The following is a 15,872-nucleotide window of genomic DNA, read 5'->3' on the forward strand; positions in this document are numbered from 1 at the left end:
TAGAAGGACTCACGTATTGGTGTCGATTGCTGTGATCGTACCATCTGGAGTATGCATTAGCGCTGATAGCCTACTGTTTTAAGGCTATTACTTTGTAAAAAGCTGGCTTCGGCTGACTATTTCGGTCGAATAATAGTGGGTAGCTGGTACGGCCGCGTATGGGCCAGTTATTAAGCCAGCTATTCCCATCATTGACACCCCAGAATGTCACACGGGTAACTTTGTCTTTATGCTTGAGGAACAGTTTGAACAGGGCTTCGTAGTCAGCTGCCAGTTGCTGTTGTACGCTGTCGGGCAAGGCATCAGGATAGGGGTTCGACTGGACGTTGGCGGTCATGCGCTGGCCTACATCGGCGCCCTGAAAATTACGCGGTAGTACTTCAATATCCAGTTCGGTGAACATCACTTTCAGGCCTAGAGCCGCATACTGAAGGATGCTTTCTTCAATGTCTTTCAAGGGTACTTTCCCAACGTGCCAGTGCCCCTGAATGCCCACCCCGTCGATACGCACCTTAGCCGCCTGTATCTTTTTGATAAGTGCCATACAGCCTGCCCGCTTGGCGGGTTGTTCGTTGTTGTAATCATTATAATACAGCTCGGTTCTGGGGGCTGCCTGCTGGGCCAGTCGGAAGGCTTCCGTGACGAAATCATCACCGAGGTATTGCAGGAAAACCGATTTTCGCATGGTGCCATCTTCATTGAGTGCTTCGTTCACGACATCCCACGAAAGAACTTTTCCGTTGTAGCGCCCAGCAACCGTTTTGATATGATTGGTAAAAAACGTTCGGATGGAGTCGGCGCTGTGAATGCCCCGGATGAACGACGGCAACTGGCTGTGCCAGATCAGGGTATGCCCGTTAATCCTGATGTTATGTTTTTTCCCAAACTCAACCAGTTTATCGGCCATCTCAAAATTGTACGTATCCCAACCCGGATGGATCAACGCCGATTTCATAATATTTTCGGGCGTGGCCATGTTGAACTGACGCACAATAAACTCCGTCATTTTTGGATCGCGTTCGTCAATCTGCGCGTTATTAAGCGCCGTCCCGATCCCAAAATCGTTTTTGAATGCGTCCTTCAACGATGGGATGGTTTGCGCCAAGGCGATGCCGTTCTCTATGGTCATACTGGCCAGTAGAAAAACAGCCGCAATTAGGGCCTTGATGGATTTATTTGATAGCATACGTAGTAGGAGTTGTTTTTTGATGTATCGTCTTTGTCATCCCGACGCAGGAGGGATCTTCGGTAGCTACTGACACTGTTTATTCCAAAGATCCCTCCTTCGTCGGGATGACAAAAAACGGATGACAAAAACAGACGGCATCTTTGCCTTTTACTTAAACAGCAACTGGCTGTACATGTACAGATCGTGTCGCCAGACGGGCCAGGTATGACCACCCGCGTATTCGCTGTACTGGTACTTTACACCTATCTCGTCAAATTTCTTCATCATGACCTGGCAATTCTGATAGGCAATGTCTTCCTTACCACCCATCGAAATCCAGAACTGTTTCAGGTTGTTATTGATGGTGCTGGCATTCTCTTTCATGAAAGCATACTGCGGATCGGAAAGCTTGGGATTGTTGGCAAACCAGCCCGAACTGAACACACCCAGGCTTGAAAACAGAGTGGTGTTTTTGATACCGGCATACAGCGTCTGCAAACCGCCCATCGACAGACCCGCCAACGCCCGACTTTTCGCATCGGTTTCGACCCGGAAATTGCTTTCCACAAACGGAATGGCACCCTGTTTCAGCTCGTTCTCAAACATCCGCAGTACGTTTTCATTGAAACCTGCCAGGCCACCCTGCATGTTCATGTTGCCATCAAGCATGACGATCAGCATGGGTTTGGCCTTGTTTTCAGCGATCAGGTTATCCAGAATGAGATTGGTTCGTCCCTGCGTGGCCCAGCCTCGTTGATCTTCGCCCCCGCCGTGCAACAGGTAGAGTACTGGATACTTCTCGGTTGACTTATCGTAGCCCGGTGGCGTGTAGACGTACATTTCGCGCCAGGAATTTGAGGCTTTCGAGAGGTAGCGTTTGATGCGGATGTCGCCGTGGGGAACGTCTTTCAGGGCATAATATCCTTCGTCTTTGTCCGGTATTTCGATGCCGCTGGCCATGCGACCCATGCCGTAGAACGTTTCGCTGGCCGGGTCGACAACGGCAACACCGTCTATCAGGACTGAGTAGTAATGAAAGCCGCGACTAACGGAATCGGTGGTTACGTTCCAGAACCCGGCCGTATCTTTAACCATATCGTATTTTTTGCCTAAATCAATCTGGACTTTCTGCGCATCGGGTGCTTTTACCCGAAACATGACCCGGTTGTCGGGCAGAATCTGCGGGTATTTGGCATTGCGTATGTTCGTAGCTGCAGGTGAACCCAGTAAGGTGTATTTGGTCAACGTGGTATTATCGACTGGCTTAAACAGAAACTGGGAGAACATGTACAGCCCGTTTTTCCAGACTTTGAAATCGTGCACGCCCGGCTCGATATAATAGATATGCAGCACATCGTTCTGGTACAGATAATCGTGGGTTCGCTTGCTGAACGTAATCAGGCCATCGGCATCACCGCAAGAAATCCAGAGCAGTTTCAGCTTCTTTTTGGTCTCTGCCGGATTGGGCATCAGTTCCTGTGGGGGCTTCGTGTTGGGCGCCGATGAGAAACCACCTACCCAGGCAAACTTGTCCAGATTGCCCAGCCCAAAATTCAGCGACTGCCCGCCACCCATCGACAGCCCGGCAATGGCGCGGTGCTCGCGGTCGGTCAGGGTTGGGTATTTCTTTTCAATGAACGGAATCAGGTCGTTGAGCAGGTCTTTTTCAAAGGTGGCAAAGGCTTCTACTTTCTCCCGGTCGAAAACATTGCCTACAGCGCGGTCGTCTTTCATGGCCCGACCGTTCGGCATGACCACAATCATTGGCTGTATTTTCTTCTGGGCATACAGGTTGTCGAGAATCACCTGCGGCTTCCCGCCGTTCAGCCATTCCTTCTCGTCGCCCCCAATGCCGTGTAAGAGGTACAGGACCGGATATTTGGTCTTTTTATTGAAACCCGGTGGGGTGTACACCAATGCTTTACGGGTAGTTCCTACCGTTTTCGATTCGTACCGGATGGTATCGAGCTTGCCGGTAGCAATGCCCGTTTGTGCCTGATCAAAGCCTTTCGGCATTTCTTTGTCGATGGGCTGTGCATAGGCTGCCGATCCCATCAGCAGGGCAATGGCCAGATACGACCTTTTTATGGATAAACTTTTCATCATGGTTTTAAAGGTTTTTTTCGACAGGATTTACAGGATTTTTTGTCATCCCGACGATAGGAGGGATCTTCGGGTTAGTCGAAAGAACTGTCCGTCAGCGAAGATCCCTCCTGCAACTACACGTCCCGGTCGGGATGACAGAAATGCCATCGAAAAAGAAATCGTTTTAGTTGAACAGCAACGGTGCCAGCTCGTGCAGGCTTCGACGCCAGGTCTGGAATTCGTGGGCGGTTTTGTCGGAAATGTATGAAACGGCGTTGTAGCCAGCCGCTTTCAGGTCGGTAATCGATTTCTGTACACCGTCGGGCCGTTCTTTGCTGCCGCAGCTAATGAAAACGAGCTTCGGTTTTGCCTTGTCCTTGAAGTCATCGGGCGCGTAGACGCCACCGCTAAGCAGACCGTAATACCCAAACTTATCTGGCTTATTGAGGGTGATCATTTTGGTTTCCATACCACCCATCGACAGACCCGCCATCGCCCGATTATCGCGGTTGGTCAGCGTGCGAAAGTTCGCGTCAACGTACGGGATCAATTCGTCGAGCAGCACCGTTTGGAACGGGTCGATTTTAAATTCTCTGATTTTGCCAAACTTCACCTCGTTGGTCATGCCGTAGGTCATTACGATGATAAACGGCTTGATCTTTCCTTCGGCAATCAGGTTGTCCATGATCAGGTTGGCGTGTCCCTGGTTGCTCCAGGCCGTCTCGTCTTCGCCCCAGCCGTGTTGCAGATACAGCACTGGATACTTTTTCGATTTTTCTTTCTCGTAGCCCGGTGGTGTATACACAAAAGCCCGACGGGATGTATTGGTGCTTTTTGAGGGGAACAGCACTTGCTGCACCATTCCGTGCGGAACATCCTTCAACGCATAAAAATCCTGGTCGTGCGCCGGAATCTCAATGCCGCTTTCCCAGCGAACAGAACCGTAGAAATTCAACGTGCCGGGGTCATTGAACTTGCCACCGTCGATGGTTACGTTGTAGTAATGAAAGCCTTCATCCATCGGCCCGGCTGTGGTACCGGTCCAGAAACCGTCAGTCCCTTTGGTAAGGATGGTTCCACCTCGTCCGCCCAGCCCCAGGCTTACCCGGACACTATCGGCTTTGGGCGCATTGATGCGGAATCGGGCATAGCCCTGCGAGTTTACCTGCGGGTATTCCTGCCCCGGCTGATTCAGCGAGGACGGTTTGAAATCTTCAACGATGGTTGGCTGGCTTGTCTGCGCAAGGCAGGTAGCGCCTGTCAATGCTGCTGCGAAGAGTACAGCTAATGGTTTAGCAATCATGGAATTATTGGTTTAAGGGGAATGAGATTGAAACTGGTTAGAATTATTACGATTCTTTGTCATGCTGAGGAACGAATCGGACCGCCGAAGCGGCATCTTCGGTAGCCGGAGATTTTTCAAACTCACCCGAAGACCCCTCCTGCCGCACCGGCGGACCGGTCGGGATGACAAAATCGCGCTGACAAAGAGGATGATAAAAAAATCATCACTTGAATAGCTCTTGTAACGTGGTTGCCAGATACTGCTTGCAGTTCATCCAGGTATGGCCGCCGGGAACGATGTAGCTTTTTGTCTTGATTTTCTTCTCTTCGAACATGGCGATGTTCTTTTTCACCGGTTCGTATAGAAAATCTTCGGTACCCACACTGATCGTAAATAATTTCAGTTGGCTATTGATCTTGTTGGCATCCGGCGACCAGTTGGTGAAGTTCTTCTGAAACTCCTCGGTAGCCGTATACGGCGCATACGAGCAGATGTAGGCAAACGTAGAGGGGTTGGTCAGTCCAATGTTCAGTGTTTGCCCACCACCGACGGAGAAACCAGCCACCGCCCGCCCTTTGCTCTCTTTGATCACCGGATAGTTGGCTTCGACAAATGGAACGATGTCAGCTACCATATCTTTCGTAAAATCGGGCATCGGAGCCGGTCGAACATTACCATAAGGCATCACAATCAGCATGGGTTTGGCTTTGCCCTGGGCGATCAGGTTATCGGCAATCAGATTAGCGCGGCCTACTTTGGTCCAGGTTTCTTCGGTGTCGGAGCCGCCATGAATCAGGTATAGCACTGGGTATTTTATCTTGCCGTTCGGGTTAAATCCGGGTGGTGTGTACACCAGCAATTGACGGGTCGTTCCCAGTGTACCCGACTTGTAGTAGCGGTAGTTGATTTTGCCGTGGGGTCCATTCTGGAGCGAATGGACCAGCGGCTGATCGCCCGGCACATCGACGATGCTCCGCTTGAAACGTTCGTTGGCAAAAATGTAGGTGTTGCTCGGGTCGGCCAGTTGAACGCTATCGACCGTAAAGCTATACGGATAAATGTCGGGTTTGACGGGCGGCACCGTTACACTCCAGATACCCGACGTGTCTTTGGTCAGGGCGACCGGAGCTTTCAGAAATTCGCCGGACAACATGACTTTTTTGGCATTACGGGAAAAATACCGGAACGTAATGCTGTGGTCGGGGTGTACATCAGGCGAACTGATGGCAGGTGGACGTTGCTGAGCCAACGCCGTAATCCCCGAAATAAGAACGACTTTCAGTATAGATAGAATGCGTTTCATGGGCGTAAGGGGTTATTGTTGGAACAGCAGCGGAGTAGTGGCAGCTACGTACGTTTTCACATTCATCCAGGTATGGCCACCGTCGGTAATCAGGCTTTTGAAATTCACCTGTTTCGCTTTCAGGTAATCCATAAACTCCACCGTACCCTTGTACAGAAAATCGTCGCTTCCTACGCTCACCCACAGCAGTTTCAGTTGTTTGTTGGTCTGTTCGGGCTTGGCCACGATCTGGCTGAAATTGCCGTCCATCTCCTGGGGCGACAGGTACGAACTGTACGCACATACCCACGCAAATTTGTCCATGTTGTTGAAGGCGGTTCGGAGTGTTTGTCCGCCCCCACGCGAAAACCCGCCAATAGCCCGGCTCTCCCGGTTGGGGATGGCCCGGTACGCTTTCTCCGTGTAGGGAATCACGTTGGTCACCAGATCGGTGGCGAAGTCATTAGCCCGCTTTACGGCATCGGCCCCATCCCGAACGGTCGGATCGGCAGGTTTTGAGCCGCCCTTTTGCTCGGCTACCCGCGCAGCAATATTGCCATAGGGCATCACGATGATCATCGGTTTGGCTTTACCTTCCGCAATCAGATTGTCCAGAATTAGGTTAGTTTTGCCGACTTTGAAAAAGGTTTCTTCGGTATCCGTCGTGCCACTGATGAGGTAATACACGGGATATTTTTTGGTTGGATTCTGGTCATAACCCGGTGGCGTATACACAACCAGCGAGCCAGTCGTGCCTTCCATTGACGGGTAGTATTCGTAATTGACCGAGCCATGGGGCACGTCACGCATGGCGTGGATCAGGGGTGTATCGCCCGGCACATCGACCAGGCTGGCTTTAAATCGCTCGTTGGGGAAAAAAGCGACATTGGCCGGGTCCATGACCGTGACGCCATCGACCCGAAAACTGTAGGGGTAAATATCAGGCTTCACCGGGCCTACTGTCACGCTCCAGATTCCCTGCGCATCTTTGGTCATAGGAACGGGTGCTTTTTCAAACTGTGCGCTGAGTTGCACATCTTTGGCCTGCGGAGCCAGATACCGGAACGTAACGGACTTGTCGGCGTTCACCTGGGGCGATACCACCAGCGGGCCACGGGGCGGCTGGCCGAGTGCCCCCAGATACAGGCCAAACAGGGTCCAGAAAAGCCCTATTCGACGGATTAGTTGTTTAGTCATCGTTCATCAAGGTTTAGAAGTAAATCATTTATCATTTTTCTGCCATCCCTCCTGCGTCGGGCCAGGTGGCCGGAGCCATGACAAAAACAGTTAATGAAACAAAAGATTAAGCACATTATGTAATTTGCTTGTGCGCAGTCAACAGACTATTCTTTATTGATCCAGTTATTCTGTTTCATCCAGGCAAACAGCGGTTCCATCCAGCCGGGATGCCGGAAAATAAACCCGTGATCGCCTTTCGGATAGATGTGCATTTCGACCGGTACGTTCTGGTGCCGGAGTTTTTCGAAATAGACAATGCTGTTATCTACATCGACCAGTTTGTCGTCGGCCGCGTGGGTTAGGTAGGTGGGTGGTGTATTGGCCCGAATCTGCAACTCATTGGAGAAAAGTTCGACGTCCTGTCGCGACGGATTTTTCCCCAGCAGATTATCGTGCGAGCCCCCGTGTGTCAGGCTATCCTGCATGCTAATGACCGGATAAACCAGAATCTGGAAATCGGGACGCAGGCTAGTGTTTTGGCTGTTTTCGACATACGATTTTTCAAAATGCGTAGCCACCGTTGAGGCCAGATGCCCACCCGCCGAAAAACCTATGACGCCAATTCTGGCCTTATCGACACCCCATTTTTCAGCATTCTCGCGAACCAGTTTTATGGCTTGCTGGGCATCCTGCAACGGACCAATTTTCTTATCGGGCATGATAACATCGCTGGGTAGACGGTATTTCAGGATGAAAGCTGCCACCCCTTTTTCAGCGAAAGCTTTGGCAATGTTTATGCCTTCGCCCTGATACACTACGACCCCATAGCCCCCGCCCGGAATGATGACGACAGCCGTACCAGACGCTTTATCGGCTGCGGGTTTGTAGTACTCAAGCGTGGGTTTGGTAATGCCCTTCAAGACACCCGTTGCTGCCCCTGATTCCTGTACATCTGATACTTTTGAATTAGGAATCTCGGCTGGGTACAACGGGATAATTTCCTGAGCAGTTGCCGCCAAAGGAGAACCCAACAGCCAGCCAACTAACGCGGCCAGCGGGGTTACTTTTCTTACTTTATCTCCCAAATTAAAGCGTTTCATATCAATAGGGTTTATGCAATTCAGAGTCTTTGTCATCCCGAGGAACGAGGGATCTTCGAGAGAGGCTAAATAAGGCATCCGAAGATCCCTCGTTCTTCGGGATGACAAAGACAAGCGTATATTAGTCGCGTAGCTAACATTCTTCTAATTCGTGACAATCGGTTTGTGACCCAGCAATGTCAGCATTTCCGCAGCGTATCGTTTGCCTAACTCCCGGTATCCGGCGGCATTGAAATGCAGGTTGTCGGCCGCGTCGGTACAGCCCGCCGAGGAGATCACGTGTGCGTTTTTGATGGTTTGCGGAAGCGTGGCAATGATCCTGTTCATGCTTGCACAGATGCCACCTTGATCGGCATTGACCGTTTCGCCAGCCAGCAACGGCACTTTTCTGGGCTTCAGATCCAGGTCGTTCATCAGATTGTCGTACACGACTTTCACTTTTTTCGTCCACAACGTATCGTTGGTGTTCGATTCGCCCTGATGTAGCAGAACCCCTTTGATGACGCCATCTTTCTGGGCCAGCTTCGCCATTTCAACGAGTCGGGCGTATGGATTTCCGCCGTATTCCTTGATAAAGTTTTTCATCCAGCCCGGCACATTGGTCGTGTACGACTCGTAATGGTCTTTATCGAACAGCTCGATTTTACAGCCGCCCACCGCCACATTGATGACGCCCACCCGGACCTTTTCGGGCAAATTCGCAACCAGCTCACGGCCAAAGTAATCGGCGGGCGTAAGGCCAGTTCGGCAGCGGCACAAGGGTGGAACGGCGGTATACCACTGGCCCATTTTCCGGTTCAGGGCAGGACAGTCGACGGCTTCCAGTACCTGAAATCGGCTGTTCACATCGACCGTATCCTGCGGCTCTATTTTGGCATTGCCTTCCATGTTCGACTGGCCGAAGCAAAGGAAGATGTAAAAGTTTTTGTCCTGTGCGTATCCCTTAAAACCGGTAACAGCGAAGAGTACGATTAAACAGATTTTGTTCATTGTCATTTTGTAAAGGCTAGTTTTTGTCATGCTGAGGAACGAAGCATCTTCGCTAATAACAAATCAGTCTTAATCCGAAGATGCCGCTTCGGCGGTCCGATTCCTTCCTCAGCATGACAAAAACGGCGCACTCCCATCATTGTCTTCATTCTTTCTCAACGATTTGGTCCGTAATTCGGAAATAATCGAAATCGGCGAAACCGCCCATTTGCTGGGTAGCGTAGGCGAACAACCCGAACCGATAGCCCATAAAATGCGGGATGGTGTAAGGCATTTTCAGCGGTTCGCCAATCGGCGTCCAGGACTTACCATCGAGGCTGTAAAAGAAGTGAGCCGTGTCTTTGCGATTCCGGAAGTTGCATTCAGCTTTCAGATAGATCGTTTTCTGGCCTAACGGCACTCGCTGCACCTCGACGGGCTTTCCGGTAGCCGCACTAACCATCACTATGGCGTTTTGTCCATTTTCCCGCTTTACGCCGACCAGACCGTAATTTTTCTGCAACAGACTCAATCCTGCCAAATCGCCGTCTTTCAGGTTCGACACTTCGAGCAAGGTAGAGCCTGAACATTCCGGGCCGATGGTGCGCTGCGTGAGTGTGTTGCGTGCCAGTACAAATGAGGTATCAATCCGCCCGGTTTTCAGACGAAGGAAGCCGTTCCGTTCCGTCACCGACCATAGGCGGTTGTCGGGGTTGTGGTTCCACTGCCAGACCAGCGGTAGGGCCGCTTCTCCCTTTTTACGCGTAAATTCGTCGGAATGCACAATGCCGGGGATCAGGCCCTTACTGACCGGAAGGTCAAGCGTTTCGGGGACTTTACCGTTTTCACCCAGCACTGGCCAGCCGTCTTCCCACTTGACCGGAACCAGATACGGAATACGCCCTACACCGCCGAAATCGCGGAAGAGATAGGCGTACCATTTTCCATCGGGCGTATCGATTAAACCGCCCTGAGCCACGCCCATATCCTGCAAGGCCACTCGCCCTTCCCACGGCCCCCTAAGGCCATCGGCGCGGTGAATGACCACCGTTCGCATTCCGCCTTTGGGCCAGGTGATGTTGAACAGATAATACTTACCGTTGACTTTAAAAAGCTGCGATCCTTCGGCAGGCAAGCCACCGCCTGTACCTGATGGAGCGCTGGCGTTTTCGATCAAAACCTGCTCGGTGGTGCCAGGTTTCACGCCCGACGCATCGGCATTGAGTTCCAGTATTTTGAGTTTGCCCGCTCCATAGATCAGATACGTTCGACCGTCGTCATCAAAAAACAGGCTGTGGTCGTGGTAAGATGGCTTAAAGGAGACTTCTTTCCAGGGGCCTTTTTCGATGTCCTTAGTCGTGTAGATATAGGTCTTGCCCGTGGTTTGCGCGAAGGTGGTCACGTAATACATGCCTTTGTGATACCGCAAACTGCTGGCCCACGAACCCCGCCCGTAGGTACTCTTGCCATTGGTCAGGTTTAGCGCATCAACACTGGCCAGCGTGTCGTAGGCATACCCGACCATCTGCCAGTTAACCAGGTCCTTCGATTTCATGATCGGCAAGCCCGGACTCAGGTGCATGGTCGTGCTACTCATGTAGTACGTGTTGCCCACCCGAATCATGGCCATATCCGGCACATCGGCAAAAATGATCGGGTTACGTGCCGTTTGCGCTCTTACTGAGAACTGCATCAGTAGAAGCCAAACGGCCAGTAAACCAGAACGAAAAAGGAGGGTTTTCATATAAGCACTTTATTGTGAGATACTTCTGTTGTTCCTTTTTTGTCATCCCGACGCAGGAGGGATCTTCGGTAGCTATTCACTATGTCTATTCCGAAGATCCCTCCTGCGTCGGGATGACAAAAAAGGGATGGCAGAAAATGGCTTATTCTATTGGACCAATCAGTTCAATAAAATTGCCGTCGGGGTCCTGCACGAAGACAAAGTGCGCTTTCGCATTCAACGGCGTCGGGGTACTCCCCAGAAACGGTACCTTCATTTGCGTCAGTCGTTCAATGATGGGTTTCAGCGCTTTTACCTGAATGGTGATGTACTGCATACCTGTGTCGTCCTGAATATGCTTTGGTTTGGGATGCGAGGGTTTACTGCCAAAACTCATCAGTTTCCAGTCGGTGGCTTCGGAACTGTTTTCGAGTTTCAGAATGGTCACGTTCGTGGCTACACCGTTGGTCAGGCCGGAACGTTTCCCAAAATCTTCATTGATGGTGAAGCTACCCGTTTTGACCATGCCGATGCCATTAACGTAGAAGTCCAGCGAGCGGTCGATGTCGGCGACAACGACGCCTACGCCAATGACTTTGCTAGTGAAGTTGGATTGGGCCGATCCATCAATTGATAAACCAAGGCCAATGAGAAAAATACTAATTTTGAGTAGTGTAAATTTGACACAATTTCGGTCGATCTTCATTTCCAGTGCTTTAGCTAACATGATTTTCATTTTTTACAAGTTTGACTTGAGGTAGTTAATTGGCTAATCTTTTAGAAGGTAACTTACCTCTTTAACATTGGGTCATCACCCTGATATTTCAGATACTGGAATGAAGCTGTATTGGTCGTTTGCTCCCCCGATGATGTAGCATACAGACCATACAAACAGCCGATAAACCCACCCGCTACTTTGGTACTCAGGAGTTTGCCATCTACCTTATCTTTCAGAAGCTGCCAGTTTTTAGCGTCGGTGGCATAGTAAAAACTGTAGCTATCGCCCTGCGATGCAATCCGTAGGCCCACTTTGCCCGTCTTGTCGTCCAGCGGTACTTCGGTCAGCAGTTCCATCTCCTTTGATCGGGGCTTACTTTGATAGAGTTGCAGCACGTCTTTATCCTGCGCTTTCGATTTACACAGGAAATAAAAATGCCCTTCGTCCTGTAAGATCATGAAACCGGCTTTCTCTTTATCCGATTTGGGCGCAAAGGTAAGCTCGGTTTCGGCTGTGCTATACAGATGCTGCTGGCGCTTGCCGACGAAGGACGGATTGCCCAGGTCCATTACCGTTTCGGGTTTCAGCTTTAGCGTTAAGCCCTGCTTTGGCGAAACCGAAAATGAGCTTTTGTCGATGGTACGCATGAACAAAAACGAGGGGTCCAGTCCTTTATCAAAGTTGATGGTGTAGGCGAAATTGCCCGATTGCGGCAACGCTCCTTTCTGTTTAACTTCTTTGAAATTAACCGGGTAGCTATATGAAATGGCCTTTTCGCCATGCTCAATCATGGGCCAGTCGTTTGTCCAGGTGAGGGGGGCAATGAAGGTTTCACGACCTGTGTTGTAGAAGTCGCCTTCGTAGGGTCGGACGGCCAGGAAGATCGAATACCATTTGCCGTCGGGGCCTTCCACAAATTGGGCGTGACCGGCCGATGTAATGGCATCTTTCCGGTCGGCGGGCAACTCACGCTGCGTCAGGATCGGATTCCCTTCAAACGGTACGTATGGTCCCCAGACGTCTTTGCTCCGTAATACGACTTCGGAGTGATTAACCGACGTGCCGCCTTCGGCTGCGTAGAGGTAGTACCAACCGTTGTGCTTCAGAATGTGCGGCCCTTCAATCCAGACAGGCTTTTTCGACAGATCCACCCCACCATTGACCAACTGCTTTTCTTCGCCAACCACTTTCAGATTCTGGTAATCGAACTCATACATCCGAATGGTTCGGTGGCCGGAGTAGAGTGGCTTACGGTCGGGAGCGTCGCTGTTATAGAGGATGTACGCTTTGTCGGTGCCTTCGTCGAAGTAGATGGATGGATCGATACCCCGAACCTGCGGCAGTTTAACAGGGTTGCTCCATGGCCCAGCCGGATTTTTGGCCGTAACAACAAAGTTGCCGTCGTGGTCGATGTCGGTGCAGGTGACGTAGAATGTACCCTTGTAATAGCTGATGCCCGGTGCAAATAGCCCGCGTGTCAGGCGCTCACCCATGAAATCCATTTGTTCGGGGCGGTCGATCACGTTGCCAATCTGCTTCCAGTTTTTCAGGTCTTTGCTATGCATGACCGGAATGCCAGGGAAGTACGAAAACGTCGAGTTAATCAAGTAATAGTCAGGGCCGACCTTCACAATGCTGGGGTCGGGATAAAATCCGGTCAGAATTGGGTTGACCAGGGTGGTTTGGGCGGAAGTCGTTTGGCTCTGGCCGGTAAGAACTGTGATTAAGGCTACAGCAAAAATTAATTTTCTCATTTTGTATTTGAGTGTTTTTGTCATCCCGACGCAGGAGGGATCTTCGGTAGCTACTGACAATATCCGTCCCGAAGATCCCTCCTGCGTCGGGATGACAAAAACGGGATGACAAAAACCTACTGCCCCACCAGCGTGTAAACCTTACCCGGTTGGGTAGCCAGATCGTAAAGCTGCGTTTCTTTCAATGATGTGGAAGTTAGGTTTGCCTGGGGCGATTTGATGGCTGCGGGTATCTCTTCGAGAGTGTAGAATGGGTTGGCATTCGGGCCGGCTGCTTTCGTCAATGTTCCGCCAGTAACGTTCATGGTGTTTGGCACCCGTAAGCGGAGGTTACCACCCAGGTTCGACTTAACAGCTAGCTTCGTGAGTTTACCGTCTTTCCACTCCATGCTTACCACCTCAAAACCGCCACGTGCCCGTAACCCGCTGATACTACCCGTAGGCCACACATCGGGTAGGGCAGGCAACAGATGAAGGCTCCCATCGCTGCTTTGCATGAGCATTTCGGTAATGCCCGACGTACAGCCGAAATTTCCGTCGATCTGGAATGGTGGGTGAGCATCAAACAGGTTATTATACGTACCACCTCCTTCTTTCGTTACGCCCAACGGCGTCAGTTGATTCTGAATCAGCGTATAAGCGTGGTTACCATCCTGGAGCTTGGCCCACCAGTTCACTTTCCAGCCCATACTCCAGCCTGTCGATACGTCGCCCCGGTGGATCAGTGTCGTTCTGGCGGCACCGAATAAGTCGGGCGTACGGTACGCCGAGATTTGATTGGAAGGAAACAGGCCGTATAAATGCGAAACGTGCCGATGCTTGTCGTTCGGATCGTCGACATCGTCGAGCCATTCCTGCAACTGACCATGTTGCCCGATGTGCATGGGCGGCAGTTTGCTCCGCTTTTGTTTCAGCATGGCCACAAAATCAGCATCTTTTTTTAGCAGCTCGGCCGCACGGATCGCGGTACTGAACACGTCGAATACAATCTGATTGTCCATCGTCGTACCGGCATCCAGCGATGAGCCTTCGTGGGCTTTCGGCGCGTTCTCGGGCGACGTGCCGGGGTTCACGACCAGCCAATGATACTTCGGATGCTCAACCAGAAAGTCAGCGTAAAACTGGGCGGCTCCTCTTAAGACTGGGTACACTGAAGCCAGATAAGCCTTATCGCCATTGTACAGATAATGCTCCCACAGATGCTGGCTGGTCCAGCCACCACCGGCTGTCCACATACCCCAGAATGCACCATCGACAGGCCCGTTGATGCGCCAGATGTCGGTATTGTGATGCGCCATCCAGCCACCAGCGCCATACATGACCTTAGCGGTTTCCTGTCCCGTTTCCGACAACTCCCGGACCATCCGCAAAAACGGTTCATGCAGCTCAGCCAGGGCTGTTTTCTCGGCTGGCCAGTAGTTCATCTGGGCGTTGATATTGATGGTGTATTTGCTATCCCAGGGTGGGCGCATTTTGTTGTTCCAGATCCCCTGTAAGTTAGCCGGTTGCCCCAGTTCGCCGTCGCGGGCAGGTTGTGAAGACGAAATCAGTAGGTATCGACCGTATTGGTAGTATATCGTCACTAACTGAGGATCGTTGACCGAACGGAAATTTTTCAGTCGCTCATCGGTCGGCAGCTTGGCCGCTTCGGTCGTGCCCAAGTCGAGTTTAACACGGTTAAAATAGTGTTGATAAGCAGCCACGTGGGGAGTCAGGATAGCCGCGTAGCTTTTAGGATACGCTTTATCCAGATAGGCTTTTGCGCGGGCGTTTTCGTCCCCTCCAAGATCTTTGTAGTTGTTGAAATTAGTGGCAATGGAGATATAAATTGTAGCTGTACTGGCCCCTTTTACGGTCAGTGTGGAGTCGTTGGCGGAAAGAGTGCCCCCCTGCGTTTTGATTCGGGCAATCCCCTTGAACCGGACCAGTCCTTTTACGCCTTCGTGGTCGGAGGTAGTACCAGCGATGGTTACTTCATTGCCCGATGCTTTAATAACAGGGTTGAGTTGTGGTGTGGAATAGGAAGCGGAAAACGACAGCTTACCCGGCTTACTGGCCGTCAGTTGCATCACAAGAACGCGATCTGGAAAAGAAGCCAGTACTTCACGCGTATAGGTTACCCCATCGACGGTGTACGAGGTTTTTGCAATGGCTCGCTCAATATCCAGTTCCCGGTAATAATTACTGTACTTCTCATGTCCGTCGAATGTCAGATGAAAGCTACCGACCGGCTGAAACATCTGCCCATGCGATTTTTTGGTGATGATCGATTTATTAGCCAGTTTCTCGGCTTCCTTCTGCTTCCCATCAAAAATCAACTGCCGGATTTCGGGCAGGGCGGCCAACGCGTCGGGGTTGTCGTTCCGGTTGGGACTACCCGACCAGACGGTATGTTCATTGAGCTGGATGGTTTCTTTGCCTACGTTGCCATAGATCATTGCGCCCAGTCGGCCATTGCCAATGGGTAAGGCATTCTCCCAGGTCTGGCCAGAGGGTTTGTCGTACCAGAGTTTTAGCGCTGGCTTATTTTGTGAAAAACTAACAACGGTTAAGGAAAGTAAGAAAAATAAACTAAGAGGAATTCTCATCGGTTTAGGTGAATCGTAAAG

The 15,872-nt window shown here is 51.1% G+C and carries 11 protein-coding genes; all 11 read right to left on the minus strand.

Translation table 11 applies throughout. From position 1 onward, the window contains the following. Positions 1 to 70: 70 nt before the first annotated feature. Positions 71 to 1,129 carry an endo-1,4-beta-xylanase gene (locus tag ACYVFD_RS17970; protein WP_461091947.1) on the minus strand — a complete coding sequence of 353 codons (1,059 nt, stop codon included), beginning with the start codon at positions 1,127 to 1,129 and terminating at the stop codon, positions 71 to 73. A 207-nt stretch (positions 1,130 to 1,336) separates the two neighbouring features. Continuing rightward, a complete protein-coding gene (locus ACYVFD_RS17975) occupies positions 1,337 to 3,223 on the minus strand; it encodes an alpha/beta hydrolase-fold protein (protein ID WP_461091948.1) in 1,887 nt (628 codons plus the stop codon). A gap of 214 nt (positions 3,224 to 3,437) precedes the next feature. Then, positions 3,438 to 4,556 carry an alpha/beta hydrolase-fold protein gene (locus ACYVFD_RS17980; RefSeq protein ID WP_461091743.1) on the minus strand — a complete coding sequence of 373 codons (1,119 nt, stop codon included), beginning with the start codon at positions 4,554 to 4,556 and terminating at the stop codon, positions 3,438 to 3,440. A 205-nt stretch (positions 4,557 to 4,761) separates the two neighbouring features. After that, on the minus strand, positions 4,762 to 5,841 hold the full coding sequence (locus tag ACYVFD_RS17985; protein WP_461091745.1) for an alpha/beta hydrolase: 1,080 nt from the start codon (positions 5,839 to 5,841) through the stop codon (positions 4,762 to 4,764). Positions 5,842 to 5,853: 12 nt separating this feature from the next. Continuing rightward, a complete protein-coding gene (locus ACYVFD_RS17990; protein ID WP_461091746.1) occupies positions 5,854 to 7,017 on the minus strand; it encodes an alpha/beta hydrolase-fold protein in 1,164 nt (387 codons plus the stop codon). Between the two features lie 146 nt (positions 7,018 to 7,163). Then, positions 7,164 to 8,099, minus strand: a complete 936-nt coding sequence (locus tag ACYVFD_RS17995) for an alpha/beta hydrolase (protein ID WP_461091748.1) — start codon at positions 8,097 to 8,099, stop codon at positions 7,164 to 7,166. A gap of 144 nt (positions 8,100 to 8,243) precedes the next feature. Beyond that, complete coding sequence (locus ACYVFD_RS18000; RefSeq protein WP_461091750.1) at positions 8,244 to 9,095, minus strand: sialate O-acetylesterase; 852 nt, start codon at positions 9,093 to 9,095, stop codon at positions 8,244 to 8,246. Positions 9,096 to 9,234: 139 nt separating this feature from the next. Next, the gene (locus tag ACYVFD_RS18005; RefSeq protein ID WP_461091752.1) at positions 9,235 to 10,812 is read right to left on the minus strand and encodes a glycoside hydrolase family 43 protein; all 1,578 of its coding nucleotides are present in this window, start codon (positions 10,810 to 10,812) and stop codon (positions 9,235 to 9,237) included. Between the two features lie 142 nt (positions 10,813 to 10,954). Further along, positions 10,955 to 11,527: a VOC family protein gene (locus ACYVFD_RS18010; protein WP_461091754.1), complete on the minus strand. Its 573-nt coding sequence runs from the start codon at positions 11,525 to 11,527 to the stop codon at positions 10,955 to 10,957. Between the two features lie 53 nt (positions 11,528 to 11,580). Next, on the minus strand, positions 11,581 to 13,263 hold the full coding sequence (locus ACYVFD_RS18015; protein WP_461091756.1) for a glycoside hydrolase family 43 protein: 1,683 nt from the start codon (positions 13,261 to 13,263) through the stop codon (positions 11,581 to 11,583). Positions 13,264 to 13,379: 116 nt separating this feature from the next. Further along, positions 13,380 to 15,851: a glycoside hydrolase family 95 protein gene (locus tag ACYVFD_RS18020; protein ID WP_461091758.1), complete on the minus strand. Its 2,472-nt coding sequence runs from the start codon at positions 15,849 to 15,851 to the stop codon at positions 13,380 to 13,382. Positions 15,852 to 15,872 lie beyond the last annotated feature (21 nt).

The sequence above is a fragment of the Spirosoma gilvum genome (assembly GCF_054776815.1).